This is a genomic window from Sphingomonas sp. (assembly GCF_036402235.1).
Classification (GTDB): Bacteria; Pseudomonadota; Alphaproteobacteria; order Sphingomonadales; family Sphingomonadaceae; genus Sphingomonas.
The window spans coordinates 1-18,568 of record NZ_DASWTG010000001.1; the positions used below are offsets into that span (position 1 = coordinate 1).

Consider the following 18,568-nt stretch of genomic DNA (forward strand, 5'->3'; position numbering starts at 1 on the left):
GGCGCCGACGTCGCGGAGGTCGGCCAGGTGATCTCGGTCGGCGACGGCATCGCGCGCGTCTACGGCCTCGACAAGGTCCAGGCCGGCGAGATGGTGGAGTTCCCGGGCGGCGTGAAGGGCATGGCCCTCAACCTCGAGAGCGACAACGTCGGCGTCGTCATCTTCGGTGACGACAGCGCCATCAAGGAAGGCGACACGGTCAAGCGCACCGGCGCCATCGTCGAGACCAACGTCGGCAAGGGCCTGCTCGGCCGCGTCGTTGACGCGCTCGGCAACCCGATCGACGGCAAGGGCCCGATCAAGGATGCGCAGCGCAAGCGCGTCGAGGTGAAGGCGCCCGGCATCATCGCGCGCAAGTCCGTGCACGAGCCGATGCAGACCGGCCTCAAGGCCATCGACAGCCTGGTGCCGGTCGGCCGCGGCCAGCGCGAGCTGATCATCGGCGACCGCCAGACCGGCAAGACCGCGGTCGCGATTGACACCTTCCTGAACCAGAAGACGGTGAACGCTACCGGCGACGAGTCGAAGAAGCTCTACTGCATCTATGTCTGCATCGGCCAGAAGCGCTCGACCGTCGCGCAGTTCGTCAAGGTGCTCGAAGAGCAGGGCGCGATGGAATACTCCATCGTCGTCGCCGCCACCGCGTCCGATCCGGCGCCGATGCAGTTCCTCGCGCCGTTCGCCGGCTGCGCCATGGGCGAATATTTCCGCGACAACGGCCTGCACGCCCTGATCGCCTATGACGACCTGTCCAAGCAGGCCGTCGCCTACCGCCAGATGTCGCTGCTGCTGCGCCGCCCGCCGGGCCGCGAAGCCTATCCGGGCGACGTCTTCTATCTCCACCGCCGCCTGCTGGAGCGCGCGGCGAAGCTCACCGACGCCAACGGCAACGGCTCGCTCACCGCGCTGCCGATCATCGAGACCCAGGCGGGCGACGTGTCGGCCTATATCCCGACCAACGTGATCTCGATCACCGACGGCCAGATCTTCCTCGAGACCGACCTCTTCTTCGCGGGCATCCGCCCGGCGATCAACGTCGGCCTGTCGGTGTCGCGCGTCGGTTCGTCGGCGCAGACCAAGGCGATGAAGAAGGTGTCGGGCTCGATCAAGCTCGAGCTCGCCCAGTATCGCGAGATGGCGGCGTTCGCCCAGTTCGGCTCGGACCTCGACGCCTCGACCCAGAAGCTGCTCAATCGCGGCGCGCGCCTGACCGAGCTGCTCAAGCAGCCGCAGTTCAGCCCGCTGCCGTTCGAGGAGCAGACCGTGTCGATCTTCGCCGGCACCAGCGGCTATCTCGACAGCGTGCCGACGCAGGACGTCGTCCGCTACGAGGCCGCGATGCTCGCCGAGATGCGCTCGAAGCACGCCGGCATCCTCAAGGACATCCGCGACAGCAAGGACCTGAGCGACGCCACCAAGGCCAAGCTCAAGGACGCGCTCGAAGCGTTCGGCAAGACGTTCGCGTAATAGCCGTCACCCCAGCGAAAGCTGGGGTCTCCCGCCGCGGGCGAGCGGCTTGTGGCACGAGATCCCAGCGTGCGCTGGGATGACGAGGTTGAAGGAAGACGATGGCTAGTTTGAAAGCCCTCAAGGTCCGCATCGGCTCGGTGAAGTCGACGCAGAAGATCACCAAGGCGATGAAAATGGTCGCCGCCGCCAAGCTGCGCCGCGCGCAGGAAGCGGCCGAGGCCGGGCGTCCCTATGCCCAGCGCCTCGAAGCCGTCGTCGCCTCGCTCGCCAGCAAGGTGACGATCAGCGAGGCCTCGCACAAGCTGCTCGCCGGCACCGGCAAGGATCAGGTCCATCTGTTCGTCGTCGCGACCTCGGACAAAGGCCTCGCCGGCGCGTTCAACACCAACATCGCCCGCCTCGCGCGCCGCCGCGCGCTGGAGCTGGCGGCCGAAGGCAAGACGGTCAAGTTCTACACCATCGGCAAGAAGGGCCGCGCGGTGCTGAACCGCCTGTTCCCGAAGGACATGCACCATTCGATCGAGCCGGGCGACCTCGGCAAGCTCGTCTTCGCCGATGCGCGCGGCTATGCCGACGATCTGATCGCCCGCTTCGAGGCCGGCGAGTTCGACGTCGCGCACCTGTTCTACTCGAACTTCAAGTCGGTGCTGACGCAGGAGCCGACCGAGCAGCAGATCATCCCGGTCGCGATCCCCGCGGCGCCGGAGGGCGATGCCGCCGCTTCGGCCGTCACCGAATACGAGCCGGGCGAGGAAGAGATCCTCGCCGACCTGCTCGGCCGCAACGTCGCGATCCAGCTCTACCGCGCGATGCGGGAGAACGCCGCGTCGGAGCAGGGGTCGAAGATGACCGCGATGGACAACGCCACGCGCAACGCCGGCGACCTGATCAAGCGCCTGTCGATCCAGTATAACCGCGCCCGTCAGGCCGCGATCACGACCGAGCTGGTCGAGATCATCTCGGGCGCCGAGGCGCTCTAAGTCGATGCGTAGCGCCGCCCTCCTCCTCTTCGCCGCGACCGCACTCGCGGGCTGCAATGCGCAGCCCGGCGGGTCGAACGCCGCTGCGCCGGAGAATGCGGCGGTGGAGAAGGCAGGGGACCTCAGGCCCGCCTTCACCTTTCCACCGGAGACGATCGCAAAGCTCAACCAGTTCGGCTACCGTCTCGATAACTATCGGAGACAGGCCGACGAGAGCTTCGCGGCGAAAGGTGCGGCGATCACCCTCTCGCAGTCGGATGCCACACATCCGAACAGCGGGACGGTCGAAGTAACCGGCAAGATAGCGGCGACGATCGAGCATATTACCTTTGTGCTCGCGCTCACCGACGACGCGAATTCAGATACCGCGAAGCAGCGCTTTACCGACATCGTCAACGCCTTCCTGTTTCAGTATGGCGTCAAAGACAAAGTTACGCTCGACGCGATCGCCAAGGCGGTCGTCAACGAGCGGGACGCCAGCGGCCTGATCGGGAACTTCCCGGTGGCCGTCGCGGTGGAGAAGGACAAAAGTCCCCGCCGCATCGCCGTGACTTTCCAGCGACTGCCCGTTACGGCCCCGGCCGAAGCGGCGGTGCAGAACACCCAGCAACCCTGATCGAAGCATTCGCCAAGCAAGGACAATAGACATGGCAACCGCAGCCCCCGCAGAAAAGCCCGCCCGGAAGCCCCGCGCGGCCAAGCCCAAGGCAGACGCCACCGTCGCCGCGGCGCCCGTCGCCGCAGCCGGCACGGGCCGCATCGCGCAGGTGATCGGCGCGGTCGTCGACGTGGCGTTCGACGGCGAGCTGCCGGCGATCCTCACCGCGCTCGAGACCGACAATAACGGCAACCGCCTCGTGCTCGAGGTCGCCCAGCATCTCGGCGAGAACACCGTCCGCACCATCGCGATGGACTCGACCGAGGGCCTGACCCGCGGCCAGGCGGTGACCAACACCGGCGCGCAGATCCAGGTGCCGGTCGGCCCGGCGACGCTCGGCCGCATCCTCAACGTCGTCGGCGAGCCGATCGACGAGCGCGGACCCGTAGCGACCGACCTCAAGGCGCCGATCCATGCCGAGGCCCCGCTGTTCGTCGACCAGTCGACCGAGAGCGCGATCCTCGTCACCGGCATCAAGGTCATCGACCTGCTCGCCCCGTACGCCAAGGGCGGCAAGATCGGCCTGTTCGGCGGCGCCGGCGTCGGCAAGACCGTGCTCATCCAGGAGCTGATCAACAACATCGCCAAGGGCCATGGCGGCACCTCGGTGTTCGCGGGCGTCGGCGAGCGCACCCGTGAGGGGAACGACCTCTATCACGAGTTCCTCGACGCGGGCGTCATCGCCAAGGATACCGACGGAAATGCGATCAGCGAAGGCTCGAAGGTGGCGCTGGTCTATGGCCAGATGAACGAGCCGCCGGGCGCCCGCGCCCGCGTCGCGCTGTCGGGCCTGACGATCGCCGAGTATTTCCGCGACGTCGAAGGCCAGGACGTGCTCTTCTTCGTCGACAACATCTTCCGCTTCACCCAGGCGGGCGCCGAGGTGTCGGCGCTGCTCGGCCGCATCCCGTCGGCCGTGGGCTACCAGCCGACCCTGTCGACCGACATGGGCGCGCTGCAGGAGCGCATCACCTCGACCAACAAGGGCTCGATCACCTCGGTGCAGGCCGTGTACGTCCCCGCGGACGATTTGACCGACCCGGCGCCGGCGACTTCGTTCGCCCACCTCGACGCGACCACGGTTCTCAACCGCGCGATCTCGGAGCTGGGCATCTACCCGGCGGTGGACCCGCTCGACTCGACCAGCCGCGTGCTCGAGCCGCGCGTCGTCGGCCAGGAGCATTACGACACCGCGCGTGCCGTCCAGTCGATCCTGCAGAAGTACAAGTCGCTGCAGGACATCATCGCCATCCTCGGCATGGACGAGCTGAGCGAAGAGGATAAGCTCACGGTCGCCCGTGCGCGGAAAATCCAGCGCTTCCTCAGCCAGCCCTTCCACGTCGCCGAGGTCTTCACCGGCATCCCCGGCGCGTTTGTGCAGATCGAGGACACGATCAAGTCGTTCAAGGCGGTGGTCAACGGCGAGTATGACCACCTGCCCGAAGCGGCCTTCTACATGGTCGGCGGAATCGACGACGTCGTTGCCAAGGCCAAGAAGCTGGCCGCCGAAGCGTGATCCTGCCTAAGCCCCTCCCTTCAGGGGAGGGGTTGGGGTGGGGCAGTTGTGATAGGGTGGAGAGCGTGAATACGTCCCCACCCCAACCCCTCCCCTGAAGGGGAGGGGCTAGGAAGAAGAAAAATGCCGCTTCACTTTGAACTCGTCACCCCGGAACGCCTCGTCCGCTCGGAGGAAGTCCATATGGTCGTCGTTCCCGGCACCGAGGGCGACTTCGGCGTGCTGGAGGGCCATTCGCCCTTCATGTCCACGATCCGCGACGGCAATCTCGAAATCTACAAGACCGCGGGCAACAACGCGCCCGAGATCGTCCGCATCGAAGGCGGCTTCGCCGAAGTGAACGAGAACGGCCTGACGGTCCTCGCCGAAAAGGCCGAGTAAGCCGGTTCGCCCGGACGAAATGAAGAAGGCCGCGGGGCGACCCGCGGCCTTTTTGCGTTCACCGCATCCGCCGGTAGTGCCACCGCATCGCCCTGCTCCCATCGGCGAGCGAGATCTCCGCGGTGAGCGTGTCGCCGCTCCGCCGGTATTCGATGCGCTGCGGGTAATCGTGTGACGGGTTGACGAAGGTGATCGACCGTGGCTCGTGCCGGGTTGCGCGGAACGCGACCGCCGGTCCGCCGCGCGGCGATCCGTGGAACACCGCGGTCTCGCCCGACAGATCGATCCGCATGAACTCGAAGTCGCGCGTCTTGCCATCCTGCACCGTCTGGCTCGTTCCCAGCATCGCCGCGCCGCGCACCGGACCCCATAGCTCGCAGGTCTGGCGCCGTTTCTCCACCGCCGTGCACCATTCGCCCTGCAGCCAGCCGGGCTCGGCGTCCACGGGCGCTGCGCCGCCGAGCAGCAGGAGCGCCGACATGCCCGCCGCTGCGTACCACGCGCGCACGCCGCGCCTGTCCAGTCGCTTCCATCCGAACATGCCGCCCCCTCCCTGATGCCCGGCGTGCGACTATTCGCCAGGCAGCGGCGCGCGTCCAGATGCGGCAAGTGCCTCAACGAGTCGTAAACCATGCGCCATTACAGCCGCGGCAATGGTTCCGGGCTCGCTGCGCACCGCCGAATTCTGGACGTCCCTGCTGGTGCTGGGGCTCGGCGTGCTGATTCACGTCTGGTGGTGGCCGCTGCTCACCGTCGACATGGGCGAGTTCCTGTTGCCATGGCTCGCCCATATCCGCGCGACCGGGCCGGTCGCAGCCTTCGCGACGCCCTTCTCGAACTACATGCCGCCCTATCTCTATCTGCTCGCGGCGGCGTCCCCGCTGGCGGCCTGGATGCCCGATGCGAGCGTGATCAAGCTCGTCTCGATGCTCGGCACGCTGATGCTCACCCTTGCCGCGCGGCATCTGCTGCTGCGGCTCGGGGTCCCGTCGCCGGGGCGCAAGGCGCTGGTAGTGGCGCTGCTTCCCTCGGTGGTCATCAATGCGGGGCTGATGGGCCAGTGCGACGCCTGGTGGGCGGCGCCATTGGTGATGGCGACCGCTGCGGCGATCGATCGCCGTCACGCCGCGATGTTCGCCTGGTGCGGCCTGGCCTTCGCGATCAAGGCTCAGGCAGCCTTCGCCGCGCCCTTCTTCCTCGCGCTGGTGCTCGCGCGGCGCGTTCCGCTGCGGCTCTGGGCGCTGGCGCCGCTCACCGCGATCGCCGCGCTGCTGCCCGCCGTGGCGATGGGCTGGCCGCCGCGCGACCTGGCGATGGTCTATTTCCGGCAGGCGGGCCACAACGACGGGCTGGCCTTCAACGCCCCGAACCTGTGGTCGATCGTCGAGCCGCTCCTCTCCCCCTCGCTGGTGCATCCGCTGACCTGGCTTGCCTTCGCGGCGGCGGTTGGCGCCACCCTGCTGTATCTCGTCCTGCTCACGCCGCGCCTCGCCCGCGCCGGCGCGGATGTGCTGCTCGCTGCTGCTGCGCTCGCGCCGCTGATCGTCTGCGGCCTGTTGCCGCGCATGCACGAGCGCTTCTTCTTCTTCGCGGACGTGATCGCGATCCTGCTGGCTCTCGCCCGTCCTGATGCGCGCGCCGCGGCGCTGCTGGTGCAGGCCGGGTCGGCGCTGGCGCTGTTCGCCTATCTCAGCGGCTTTCAGGGTGCCGCGGCACTGGGCGCGGTGGCGACGATCGCCGGCACCTTCCTGCTCGCCGGACTGGTGCGCGGGGGAAAGTCGAACGCGCCCGCGCAGGCCCAGGGCCACGCACGCAATGTGGTTAGTCAAATTTCAAAGGTTTCGGCCTAGCGTTGCGTGTTGCGACGGCCGGGAAAGTGGGTGGTGGAATGAGTGCGTTTGGACGGAGGAGCGGAGGAAGCGGGGGCACGCCCGTACGTCCATCGTTCGGTGTGGCGCGCCCCATGCACGGGCCGGGTCCCGCGCGGCCGGAGCCGATGGGCGGCGAGCAGTTCCCGCCCTTTCATGACGTCCCCCTGCCCGGCGCCAGCCAGGTACCCGCAGACCCCGCCGCGTCCCCGCCAGCCGCGACGACCGACGCGATGCAGCGCCTCGCCGATCGCCAGGCGGCAAGCGGCGACGCCGGCAGCTCGCGCGTCGAAGGGTTCGAGGCCTCGATCCACCGCATCAAGGAACAGGTGCTCCCGCGCCTGCTCGAACGCGTCGATCCCGAAGCTGCGGCGACGCTCAACAAGGACGAGCTGGCCGAGGACTTCCGCCCGATCATCGGCGAGGTGCTGGCCGAGCTCAAGCTGACGCTCAACCGGCGCGAGCAGTTCGCGCTCGAAAAGGTGCTGGTCGACGAGCTGCTCGGCCTCGGCCCGCTCGAGGAGCTGCTCGCCGACAGCGCGATCAGCGATATCATGGTCAATGGCCCGGAGCAGACCTTCGTCGAGCGCAAGGGCAAGCTCGAGCTCGCCAACATCCAGTTCCGCGACGAGGAGCACCTGTTCCAGATCGCGCAGCGCATCTGCAACTCGGTCGGCCGCCGCGTCGACCAGACCACCCCGCTCGCCGACGCGCGCCTCAAGGACGGCAGCCGCGTGAACGTCATCGTCCCGCCGCTGTCGCTGCGCGGCACGGCGATCTCGATCCGCAAATTCTCCGACAAGCCGATCACGCTCGACATGATGGCCGGCTTCGGCTCGATGTCGACCAAGATGGCGACGATGCTCAAGATCGCCGGCGCCAGCCGCTTCAACATCGTCATCTCGGGCGGCACCGGCTCGGGCAAGACGACGATGCTCAACGCGCTGTCGAAGATGATCGACCCCGGCGAGCGCGTGCTGACGATCGAGGACGCCGCCGAGCTCCGGCTTCAGCAGCCGCACTGGCTCCCGCTCGAAACCCGACCGCCGAACCTGGAGGGTCAGGGCGAGATCACGATCCGCGACCTCGTCAAGAACGCGCTGCGCATGCGCCCGGACCGCATCATCCTCGGCGAAATCCGCGGATCGGAGTGTTTCGACCTCCTGTCCGCGATGAACACCGGCCATGACGGCTCGATGTGCACGCTCCACTCCAACAGCCCCCGCGAATGCCTCGGCCGCATGGAGAACATGGTGATGATGGGCGACATCAAGATCCCGAAGGAGGCGATCAGCCGCCAGATCGCCGACTCGGTCGACCTCATCGTTCAGGTCAAGCGCCTGCGCGACGGCAGCCGCCGCGTCACCAACATCACCGAGGTGATCGGGATGGAGGGCCCGGTGATCGTGACGCAGGAGCTGTTCAAGTTCGAGTATCTCGACGAGAGCGCCGACGGCAAGATCATCGGCGAGTACCGCTCGATGGGCCTGCGCCCCTACACGCTCGAAAAGGCGCGTTCGTTCGGCTTCGATCAGGCGCTTCTCGAGGCGTGCCTCTGATCGCTCGCCCGCAACCGGACGTTTGCAAACGGGACATTAACCACGCCCGCAACCGCTGGTGCCTGCCCGCGCGTGCGATACGCTCGCGCCCATGGATGTCCGCGCGGCCATGACCCTCGCCCTCGCCCTCGCCCTGCTGGCACTGCTGACGCCTGCGTCCGACGTGCAGGCCGCGCCCCCTGCGTCGCATCTCGCCACCGACACTGAAGCGCGCTGGGTGCCGTTCGAGCTTACCGCGGGCAACCAGATCCGTTTCCGCACCCTGCTCAACGGCCGCTGGGTCGATGCGATCCTCGATACCGGCGTCAGCGACACCGCCGTCTCGGCACGCTTCGCCCGCGCGGCCGGGATGAAGCCGCTCGTGCCCGGACAGGCCGATGCGATCGGCGGCAGCGTTGCGCTCAACTGGGGCGCGGTCGATCGGATCGAGGTCGGCGGCCTCGTCCGCACCGGCGGACGGATCGCCATCATCGACGCCGATCCGCGCGTCACCGGCGCTGCGCCGGTCGATCTGTTCGTCGGCGGCGATCTGCTCGCCGCGCACGCGCTCGAGATCGATTACGACGCGCAGCGCTTTCGCTTGCTCCCGTCGGGCCGGCTGCCGTTCCGCGGCGTCACCGCGCCGCTGCGTCTTGCCGGCCCGGCCGGCCTCTATCTCAGCGAGCTGGAGCTGGGCGGGCGCAGGCACCGTCCGATGATCGTCGATACCGGCGACGGCAGCATGGTCACGCTCACCCGCACCGCCTGGCGCGGGATCGAGCAGCCGGGCGGCGCCGTCACCACCGCGATCGCCTGGGGCATGGGCGGACAGGTCGAGAGCGAGGTGACGATCGTCCCCGCGCTGCGCATCGCCGCGCTCCCCGCCAACGAGGTCGAATTGCGGATCGAGCCGGATACGGGCTTTTCGGGCCGAAAGGGCGCGGCCGGACGGCTCGGCGGGGGCCTGCTGCGGCGGCATCGCGTGCTGCTCGATCCCGGCGCGGGCCGCATGGTCCTCGCGCCCGCCGCGCGCAGCGACTGGCCGGTGACGCGCTCGACCAGCGGGCTGATGGTCGGCCAGCGCGGCGACCGGCTGCGCGTCCTCCACGTCATGCGCGGCAGCCCCGCCGAGGCGGAGTGGCATGCGGGCATGGAGATCTGCGCCGTCGATGGATCGCCGATTCCCGCCGCCTATGCCGCCAGCCCGCTCGCAAGCTGGTCGACTGGCACGCCCGGCCGGATCGTTCGCCTGCAATTGTGCGACGGCGGCGAGCGCAGCCTGACGCTCGCGCGCTTCTACTAACCCTTGATCGCCAGCGCGGCGGTCACCACCGCGCCCAGCATCGCCATCACCTGGATCAGCGTCCACGGCATCCAGCCGACCCGATCGAGGTTGCGCCGCTTCGTCCGCCGCCAGTCGGCCAGCCCGCTTCCCGCCGCCACCGCGACGAACGTGCCCACGCCAATCCATAACGGCACTTGCATCGCCGCACGCTCCGCTTCACCAATCGTCGCCATATCGGAGAGGAGCCCCGAATGCGCAACACCCTGACCTTCACGGCCATAGCCGCCACCGCACTGATCGGCGCAGCCGCGGCCGGCGCACCCCAGTCGAGCGCCGTCAGCCCGGAATTGAAGGAAGCGGTCGCCGCCTCCACCCGCACGCCAGCGGCGACCGCGCGCGACAAATATCGTCACCCCGCCGAGACGCTCGCCTTCTTCGGCGTGAAGCCCACCGACACCGTGGTCGAGCTGTGGCCCGGCGGCGGCTGGTACACCGAGATCCTCGCGCCCTATCTCAAGAAGGGCCGCGGCACGCTGTGGGCAGCCGCGCCCTGGCCAAACGGCATCAAGGGCGTGCAGACTCTCCGCCAGAAGGATTCGACCACCTATGGCGAGATCGCCTTCGCCGCCTTCCCGGTGTGGAATGAGGGAGAGCCCAAGATCCGCGACAACAGCGTCGACGTCGTGCTCACCTTCCGCAACGTGCACAACTGGCGGATGGGCTATCAGCGCGAGGACAAGGCGGACTATTCCCCGGAGGCGTTCAAGCAGATCTTCGCGATGCTCAAGCCCGGCGGCACGCTCGGCATCGAGGACCACCGCCTGCCCGAGAACGCGGACGCGGAGCGCGAACGGACCAGCGGCTATATCAAGGTCTCGACGATCAAGAAGCTCGCCGCCGATGCCGGCTTCGTGCTGGCCGGCGAGAGCGAGATCAACGCCAACCCGAAGGACACTGCCGACTGGCCCAAGGGCGTGTGGACCCTGCCGCCAAGCTATGCCCTCAAGGACGCCGACCGCGCCAAGTACGAAGCGATCGGCGAGAGCGATCGCATGACCCTCAAGTTCAGGAAGCCTGCAAGCTGACCGCCGATCCGTCGCCCCTGCGAAAGCAGGGGCCTCATGCGGCTCCTGCCCAACAGCCTGCCTCGCGAGACCCCGGCTTTCGCCGGGGTGACGACTTATTCTACGGCCCCTTGTGTACCACCCCTGCGCGCATCACGAAGCCAACCGATTTCAGCACCCGCACATCGCTCAGCGGATCGCCGCTCACCGCGATGATGTCGGCGCTCTTGCCCGGCTCGATGCTGCCGACCTCCTTGGCCAGGCCGAGCAGGTCGGCGGCGTTGACCGTCGCCGCCTGGATCGCCTGCATCGGCGTCATGCCGTGCTTGACCATCAGCTCGAACTCGTCCGCGTTGCGGCCGTGCTTGGAGACGCCGGCATCGGTCCCGAACGCGATCTTCACGCCCGCCGGCACCGCCTTCTCCAGCGCCTTGCCGGTGATCGTGATGCGCCAGTCGATCTTGGCGCGCACCTCGGGCGGATAGGCGTTGGGGTCCTTGGCGATCCGCTCGAGATAGCCGTTCACGGTCGACAGCGTCGGCACGTAATAGGCACCGGTCTTCTTGAACAGCGCAATGCTCTCGTCATCGATCAGCGTGCCATGCTCGATCGAATCGACTCCGGCGCGCAGCGCCACCGCGATCCCGTCGGCGCCATGCGCGTGCGCCGCGACCTTGCGCCCATAGAGGCGCGCGGTCTCGACGATCGCCCTGGCTTCCTCATCGAACATCTGCTTGCCCAGGCCCGCGCCGATCCGGCTGTTGACCCCGCCGGTGGTGGCGATCTTGATCACATCGGCACCGCGGCCGATCTGCGCGCGAGTCGCCTTGCGGCATTCGTCCGCGCCGTCGCACAAGTTCATCGTGCCGATCGCCTCGTGCAGCTCCTCGACGACGCCGAGCCGGTAATCGCCATGCCCCGCGGTGGTCGACACGCCCCTCCCCGCATCGATGATGCGCGGCCCGCTCACCCAGCCGCGCGCGATCGCATCGCGCAATGCCAGCGTCGCGCCCTCGTCGCCCAGATTGCGCACGGTGGTGAAGCCCGCCAGCAGCGTCTTCTGCGCGTTCCACAACGCTTCGTACGCGCCCATCTGCTTGCTCTCGGTGAACCCCGCAAGCAGCCCCTCCTGCCCTGCGCGGTCCGAACCCAGATGGACATGGCTGTCGATCAGCCCGGGCAGCACCGTCCGGTCCTTGAGGTCGATCACCGGCGCCTCGCCCAGCGGCGCGACATGGCCGTCATAGACGCCGGCGATCTTGCCGCCCTTCACCGCGATCGTGCTCGCCCCGCGCGGCGCCTGGCCCGGCCGGTCGAGCAGCTTGCCGGCATGGATATAGCGATCCACCTGCGCGCTTTGCGCATGCGCAGCACCCGCGAGCAGCATCGCCGCGGTCAGGGCAGCCAAGGTCTTCATATAATCTCCCCGGTTCGTTTCCGGGGAGACTATGAAGGTCAGCCGAGCTTGTCGATCTTGTCCTGCAATGAGGCGAGCTGCGCCTTCAGCGCGGCGATCTCGTCGTCCTTGCTCGTCTCGGGCGCCACAGCGGCGCCGGGCGCGCCCGGCTTGAACGCCTCGGCCGCGGCCTCGAACATCGCCATGTTGCGCTTGGCGATCTCGGCGAAGGGCGAGTTGGCGAAGGCGCCCTCGACTGCCGACTTGAACTGCGCCTGGTTGCGGCGGAAGCTGTCCATCGAGGCTTCGAGATAGCCCGGCACCACCGCCTGCATCGAATCGCCGTAGAGCGCGATCAGCTGGCGCAGGAAGTTCACCGGCAGCAACGTCTGGCCGCGCGCTTCCTCTTCCATGATGATCTGGGTGAGGACGTTATGGGTGATGTCCTCTTCGGTCTTGGCATCGACGACCTTGAAGTCGCGGCCCTCGCGCGTCATCGCAGCGAGATGATCGAGGGTGATGTAGGACGAGGTTTCGGTATTGTAGAGGCGCCGGTTCGCGTACTTCTTGATGATGACCGGGCCGTCGGTATTCGCCGTTTTCTTCATCTGGACCCCCGCGGGTGTTTGTCATGTCCCTAACACCCTTTGATACCGCACCGCAACACGGGCCTCGCCCGCTTCCTCTCTTTCTGGCACTGCTGCGCAGCGAAACCGCAACATCGCCCGAACGGCGCGCCGCGGCGCTTGCAGGCCTCGCCGCCTATCAGGCCGCGCGCCGTCCCCGCTCCCGCCGGCCGATGCCGGTGGTGGCACGCGCCGGGCGGGCGGTGCTGCGGGACTATGGCGGCGCCGGGCGGCCGGTCGTGTTCGTCCCCTCGCTGATCAACCCGCCGCTGATCCTCGACATGCCCTATCGCCGCTCGCTGTTGCGCTGGCTGTCGCGGCAGGGCGTGCGGCCGCTGCTGGTCGACTGGGGCACGCCGACCCCGCAAGATCGTGCGCAGGACGTCGCGCAGCATATCGAGGACATGCTGGTCCCGCTGCTGCGCAGCATCGGCGAGCCCGCCGCGCTCGCCGGCTACTGCCTTGGCGGGACGTTGGCGATGGCTGCGGCCGCCGCCGTGCCGGTGCGCGGTCTCGCGCTGATCGCCGCGCCGTGGCGATTCTCCGGCTTCGGCCCCGATGCGATCGAGCGGATCGGGCAGCTGTGGGACGGCGCGCACGAAACCTGCGACCGGCTCGGCCTCGTCCCGATGGAGGTGCTCCAGGCCAGTTTCTGGCAGCTCGATCCTGCGCGGACCATCGCCAAGTACGAGCGCTTCGGCCGCCTCGATCCGGCGAGCGCAGCCGCCAGGTCCTTCGTCGCGATGGAGGATTGGGCCAATGCCGGCGCGCCGCTCACCTATGCCGCGGGCCGGCAGATCTTCGACGACCTGTTCACTGCCGACCTGCCCGGCCGCGGCAGATGGCGCGTGGCGGGAGCGGTCGCCGATCCCGCCACCCTGCCCTGCCCCACGGTCGAGTTCGTCTCGCTCACCGACCGCATCGTCCCCGCGGCCAGCGCCGCGGGCCTGCCCGACCGGCGCGAGCTGCGGCTGGGCCATGTCGGGATGATGGTCGGCTCGTCGGCGAAGGAGGCGCTGTGGCGCCCATTGGCGGACTGGCTCGCCGGCCTTAGATAGCCCTCAAACCCAGCAGGAGTCGCATCCCAATGACCGAAGTCGTGATCACCGCCGCCAAGCGCACCCCCGTCGGCAGCTTCCTCGGCGCCTTCGCCGCGACCCCCGCGCACGAGCTCGGCCGCATCGCGATCGAGGCAGCCCTCGCGCAGGCTGGAGTCAAGGGCGAGGAAGTGTCGGAGGTGATCCTGGGTCAGGTGCTCACCGCCGCACAGGGCCAGAATCCGGCACGCCAGGCCTCGATGGCCGCGGGCGTGCCCAAGGAAGTCCCCGCCTGGGGCCTCAACCAGGTGTGCGGCTCGGGCCTGCGCGCGGTCGCGCTCGCGGCGCAGGCGGTGCAGACCGGCGACGCGACGATCGTCGTCGCGGGCGGGCAGGAATCGATGTCGCTTTCCGCGCACGCCCAGTCGCTGCGCGTCGGGGCCAAGATGGGCGACGTCGGCCTGGTCGACACGATGATCAAGGACGGCCTGACCGACGTGTTCAACGGCTACCACATGGGCATCACCGCCGAAAATCTCGCCGAGCAATATCAGGTGACCCGCGGCGAGCAGGACGAATTCGCCGTCCGCTCGCAGAACCTCGCGGAGGCAGCGCGCAGCGAAGGCCGCTTCAAGGACGAGATCGCGCCGGTCACGATCAAGGGCCGCAAGGGCGACACCGTGGTCGATCAGGACGAATATATCCGCGCCGGCGCGACGCTCGACAGCGTCGCCGGCCTGCGCCCGGCCTTCAAGAAGGACGGCACCGTCACCGCGGGCAACGCCTCGGGCCTCAACGACGGCGCCGCCGCGTTGGTGGTGATGAGCCGCGAGGAGGCCGAGAAGCGCGGCACACCGATCCTCGCCACGATTCGCAGCTGGGCGACCGCGGGCGTCGACCCGTCCATCATGGGCATCGGCCCCGTCCCGGCGTCGAAGAAAGCGCTGGAGAAGGCCGGCTGGACCGTCGCCGATCTCGACCTGATCGAGGCCAACGAGGCCTTCGCCGCACAGGCGCTGTCGGTGGGCAAGGAACTCGGCTTCGACCCCGACAAGGTCAACGTCAACGGCGGCGCGATCGCCATCGGCCACCCGATCGGCGCCAGCGGCGCGCGCGTGCTCACCACCCTGCTCTACGAGATGCGGCGCCGCGACGCGAAGAAGGGTCTCGCGACTCTCTGCATCGGCGGCGGCATGGGCATCGCGATGTGCGTGGAGCGATGACAGGCCCGCACATCGCGTAGCAAATGCAAAGCCCCTCCCCCTGAATATGGTCAAAAATGTCGCAGCGTCCCGCGTCATGTGACTTTGTTGCAACAGCGAGACATTGAAGTGGCTGGTTCGTGACTGTTTAGCTTGCCACAGCATGAACGGGCGGTTTCAATAGTGACATTCCGGCAGGGGCCGGAACCATATTAGGGGCAGCACACATGAAACTGAGCCGCTTTTTGACGGCGACGGCGCTTGCCAGCGCCGCGTTCGCATTTCCGCATGTCGCGAGTGCGCAGGACACTGGTGACGAGACCGAGACCACCGAGGACGTCGTCGTCACCGGCTCGCGCATCGTCCGTCCCGGCATCGACACGCCGGTTCCGGTGACCAGCGTCACCGTCGAAGAGCTGACCGATTCAGGCAACCTCTCGCTGGGCGACGCGCTGAACCAGCTGCCGTCGCTGCGCAGCACGTACAGCCAGGCGAACTCGACCCGCTTCATCGGCACCGCCGGCCTCAACCTGATCGACCTTCGCGGCCTGGGCGTTGCCCGCACGCTGGTCGTCGTCAACGGCCGCCGTCACGTCAACTCGACCCCCGGCTCGTACGGCGTCGACGTCAACACCATCCCGGTGCAGCTGCTCGAGCGCGTCGACGTGGTGACGGGCGGCAACTCGGCCACCTACGGTTCGGACGCCGTCGCCGGCGTTGTGAACTTCGTGCTCAAGCAGGATTATGAGGGCCTCGAGATCGTCGGCCAGGGCGGCATCTCGAGCCGCAGCGACCGTGATTCGCAGCGCCTGGGCGTGATCTGGGGCACCAATTTCGCCGAGGGCCGCGGCAACATCGCGATCGCCGGGGAATATGCCCGGTCGAAGACGCTGCTGTTCACCGATCGTGAAGAGCAGACCGGTGCCGTCAATGGCCTGCCCGGCTATTTCGCGTCGGAGTTCAGCGCCAACGAAACCGGCATGGGCGACGGCATCCCCGATCAGACCTTCTTCCCGGGCGGCATCGGCTCGTCGGGCAACCGCTTCGGCATCATCTCGCTCGGCGGCATGGTCCAGACCAGCTGCCCTGCGCTGACCTCGGCCGACCCGATCGTCGCCGCCCGTATCGCCGCAGTCTGCACCGGCATGCGCGGCGCGCTCGCGACCACCGGTCCGAACACCGGCGGCCTGCTCTCGGACGGCTGGGTGTTCAATCCGGACGGCACGCTCGTCCGTGACAACCCCGCGCTCGACCTGCGCTACCTCGGCGGTGGACGCTTCGGCGGCCGCAGCGCGACCGGCGTCGAAGGCGCCATGCTGCTGCCGGGCCTGGAGCGCTATGCGGCCAACCTGCTGTTCAAGTATGAATTCTCGCCGGCGTTCGAGGTGTTCCTCGAGGGCAAGTACGTCCATATCACCAACAACCAGACCTCGACGCAGCCGACCTTCATCAACGGCTCGCTGTCGCCGGCGTTCTTCCTGGACAACCCCTATCTGACGACGCAGGCGCGCAACGCCATTCGTACGATCATGGGCTATGCTCCGGGCACCGCAAACTACGACACGGGCGGGTTCACCTTCTTCCGCTTCAACAACGACATCGGCACCCGTTCCGAGGATCACGAGCGCAAGACGTTCCGCATCGTCGGCGGCTTCCGTGGCGACCTGTCGGATACCGGCAACCTCCGCTACGAAATCGCGGGCAACTTCGGCCGCACCGAGACCTATTACGAGACCGGCGGCAACGTGAATGTCGCGAGGTTCAACCGCGCCGTGAACGCAGTCCGCAACCCTGCGGGCCAGATCGTCTGCCGCGTCAACGCCGACGCCAGCACGACCAACGACGATCCCAACTGCCGCCCTCTGAACGTGTTCGGTGAGGGCGCGCCGTCGACCACGCCGGATGGCCTCGCCTATGTGCTCCACACCTCGTGGCGCAAGCAGTGGGCCGAGCAGCTCAACTTCGTCGGCTTCGTCTCGGCGGACACCGAGGGCTTCTTCAAGCTCCCCGGCGGCCCGGTGAGCATGGTGCTCGGTGCCGAATATCGTCGTGAAGACGCCTATTCGGACTATGACGACGTGACCCAGTCGGGTGCGACCTTCCTCAACGGCTTCGCTACCTTCGATCCGCCCGCGATCGACGTGAAGGAAGCGTTTGCGGAGCTCCGCCTCCCGCTGCTGGCCGACATGCCGTTCTTCCACGAGCTGTCGATCGAAGGCTCGGGCCGCGTCTCGAAGTACAGCAACTCGCCAAAGGAAGTCTGGGCGTACAATGTCGGCGCCGTCTGGGCTCCGATCCGCGACCTGCGCTTCCGCGCCGGCTATGCGAAGTCGGTCCGCGCGCCTGACCTTTCGGACGTCTATGCGACGCCGGGCGTCACCTTCGCGAACAACCTGGTCGATCCTTGCAGCCAGGGCACCCCGATCAACTCGAACCCCAACCGCGCCCGCAACTGCGCCGCGGCCGGCGTCCCGACGACGATCACCCTGCCGGACGGCTCGACCCGCCCGTGGGTCAACGCTCCGTCCTCGGGCATCCAGGGCGTCTCGCAGGGCAACATCAACCTCGAGCCCGAAGTTGGTCACAGCTTCACCGCGGGCATGGTGTTTCAGCCGAGCTTCGTGCGCGGTCTGACGGTTACGGTCGATTACTACAACATCGAGATCAAGAAGGCGATCAACAGCCTGACGGGTCAGGCGATCATCGATCGCTGCTATGACGACCCCGTCGGCATCGACAACCCGTTCTGCGCGGTGGTCTTCCGTCGCTCGTCGTCTGATCCGATGGTCAACGGCACCTTCGCAGGTCAGGCGGGCCGCCGCTTCGACGGCTTCCCCGACTTCAACCTGCTTGGCCCGCCGTACAACCAGACCCAGGGCACCGGCTTCCTCCAGGTTCCGTTCAACTATGCGAAGCTGAAGACCTCGGGCATCGACGTGGACGTGAACTACACGACGCGCGCTTTCGGTGAGGGCACGTTCAGTGCACGCGCCTTCTTCAGCTGGCTGGCCGAGCGTGAGCAGTTCACCTACATCACCAACCCGAGCCGTTCGGACCGTATCAACGGCACGCTCGGCGATCCGGAATGGCAGGGCCAGTTCAGCGCCAACCTGAACTTCCCGACCTGGGATCTCGGCTACGATCTGCGCTATGTCGGCAAGCAGACCGTGTTCACGTGGGAAACGCAGTTCTCCCATCAGGGCCGTCAGCCGACCAATGGCGACGTCATCGCCGATCCGTGGTATCCGGCGATGTGGTACCACGACATGCAGCTCGGCTTTAAGGTCGCGGACAACAAGTACCGCTTCTACATCGGCGTCGATAACATCTTCGACACGCTGCCGCCGCTCGGCGCCACCGGCACCGGTGCCGGCAGCGGTATCTGGCCGGTCACCGGCCGGTACTTCTACGCTGGCTTCCGCGTCCGGATGTAATCCGGCCACGGCTTCCAACAGCGAGGGCCGCTCCTTCGGGAGCGGCCCTTTCTTTTTGCCCGCCGCGGTTCGCTGCGAGCGCCAACCAAAACGGGGCCGCGCCGTCCATGACG

At 67.7% G+C, this 18,568-nt stretch carries 16 protein-coding genes; 12 read left to right on the forward strand and 4 right to left on the reverse strand.

Translation table 11 applies throughout. The annotated features are described in order from the left end of the window. The 5 genes from atpA to VGD28_RS00025 all read left to right on the forward strand — a co-directional run. Positions 1-1,467: F0F1 ATP synthase subunit alpha (gene atpA / locus VGD28_RS00005; protein WP_331026268.1), on the forward strand; the 1,467-nt coding region annotated here is incomplete at its 5' end. A gap of 101 nt (positions 1,468-1,568) precedes the next feature. Then, entirely contained in the window at positions 1,569-2,450 is an 882-nt protein-coding gene (locus VGD28_RS00010; RefSeq protein WP_331026269.1) for a F0F1 ATP synthase subunit gamma, read from the forward strand. Between the two features lie 4 nt (positions 2,451-2,454). Then, positions 2,455-3,066, forward strand: a complete 612-nt coding sequence (locus VGD28_RS00015; protein WP_331026270.1) for a hypothetical protein — start codon at positions 2,455-2,457, stop codon at positions 3,064-3,066. A gap of 31 nt (positions 3,067-3,097) precedes the next feature. Then, positions 3,098-4,624, forward strand: coding sequence for a F0F1 ATP synthase subunit beta (atpD, locus tag VGD28_RS00020; RefSeq protein ID WP_331026271.1), 1,527 nt, complete (start codon positions 3,098-3,100; stop codon positions 4,622-4,624). 123 nt (positions 4,625-4,747) lie between these two features. Then, a complete protein-coding gene (locus VGD28_RS00025; protein WP_331026272.1) occupies positions 4,748-5,005 on the forward strand; it encodes an ATP synthase F1 subunit epsilon in 258 nt (85 codons plus the stop codon). 58 nt (positions 5,006-5,063) lie between these two features. On the opposite strand, the gene VGD28_RS00030 is transcribed toward VGD28_RS00025, so the two are convergent. Then, a complete protein-coding gene (locus VGD28_RS00030) occupies positions 5,064-5,546 on the reverse strand; it encodes a DUF6265 family protein (RefSeq protein WP_331026273.1) in 483 nt (160 codons plus the stop codon). Between the two features lie 112 nt (positions 5,547-5,658). On the opposite strand from VGD28_RS00030, the gene VGD28_RS00035 reads away from it, so the two are divergent. The 3 genes from VGD28_RS00035 to VGD28_RS00045 all read left to right on the forward strand — a co-directional run bounded on the left by VGD28_RS00035 (position 5,659) and on the right by VGD28_RS00045 (position 9,714). Beyond that, positions 5,659-6,855: a hypothetical protein gene (locus VGD28_RS00035; RefSeq protein ID WP_331026274.1), complete on the forward strand. Its 1,197-nt coding sequence runs from the start codon at positions 5,659-5,661 to the stop codon at positions 6,853-6,855. A gap of 38 nt (positions 6,856-6,893) precedes the next feature. Then, the gene (locus tag VGD28_RS00040) at positions 6,894-8,432 is read left to right on the forward strand and encodes a CpaF family protein (protein WP_331026275.1); all 1,539 of its coding nucleotides are present in this window, start codon (positions 6,894-6,896) and stop codon (positions 8,430-8,432) included. A 109-nt stretch (positions 8,433-8,541) separates the two neighbouring features. Next, positions 8,542-9,714 carry an aspartyl protease family protein gene (locus tag VGD28_RS00045; RefSeq protein WP_331026276.1) on the forward strand — a complete coding sequence of 391 codons (1,173 nt, stop codon included), beginning with the start codon at positions 8,542-8,544 and terminating at the stop codon, positions 9,712-9,714. Here VGD28_RS00045 and VGD28_RS00050 read toward each other — a convergent pair. Then, on the reverse strand, positions 9,711-9,929 hold the full coding sequence (locus tag VGD28_RS00050) for a hypothetical protein (protein WP_331026277.1): 219 nt from the start codon (positions 9,927-9,929) through the stop codon (positions 9,711-9,713). The two genes, VGD28_RS00045 and VGD28_RS00050, sit on opposite strands and share 4 nt — an antisense overlap. 18 nt (positions 9,930-9,947) lie before the next feature. On the opposite strand from VGD28_RS00050, the gene VGD28_RS00055 reads away from it, so the two are divergent. Further along, positions 9,948-10,781: a methyltransferase gene (locus VGD28_RS00055; RefSeq protein WP_331026278.1), complete on the forward strand. Its 834-nt coding sequence runs from the start codon at positions 9,948-9,950 to the stop codon at positions 10,779-10,781. 100 nt (positions 10,782-10,881) lie between these two features. On the opposite strand, the gene VGD28_RS00060 is transcribed toward VGD28_RS00055, so the two are convergent. Then, complete coding sequence (locus VGD28_RS00060; RefSeq protein WP_331026279.1) at positions 10,882-12,177, reverse strand: amidohydrolase family protein; 1,296 nt, start codon at positions 12,175-12,177, stop codon at positions 10,882-10,884. Between the two features lie 38 nt (positions 12,178-12,215). After that, a complete protein-coding gene (gene phaR / locus VGD28_RS00065) occupies positions 12,216-12,764 on the reverse strand; it encodes a polyhydroxyalkanoate synthesis repressor PhaR (RefSeq protein ID WP_331026280.1) in 549 nt (182 codons plus the stop codon). Between the two features lie 23 nt (positions 12,765-12,787). Here phaR and VGD28_RS00070 point away from each other — a divergent pair, with 23 nt between their 5' ends. The 3 genes from VGD28_RS00070 to VGD28_RS00080 all read left to right on the forward strand — a co-directional run bounded on the left by VGD28_RS00070 (position 12,788) and on the right by VGD28_RS00080 (position 18,455). Continuing rightward, positions 12,788-13,840, forward strand: a complete 1,053-nt coding sequence (locus tag VGD28_RS00070) for an alpha/beta hydrolase (RefSeq protein WP_331026281.1) — start codon at positions 12,788-12,790, stop codon at positions 13,838-13,840. Positions 13,841-13,869: 29 nt separating this feature from the next. Further along, positions 13,870-15,042: an acetyl-CoA C-acetyltransferase gene (locus VGD28_RS00075; protein ID WP_331026282.1), complete on the forward strand. Its 1,173-nt coding sequence runs from the start codon at positions 13,870-13,872 to the stop codon at positions 15,040-15,042. Between the two features lie 206 nt (positions 15,043-15,248). Beyond that, a complete protein-coding gene (locus tag VGD28_RS00080; RefSeq protein WP_331026283.1) occupies positions 15,249-18,455 on the forward strand; it encodes a TonB-dependent receptor domain-containing protein in 3,207 nt (1,068 codons plus the stop codon). Positions 18,456-18,568: the final 113 nt, after the last annotated feature.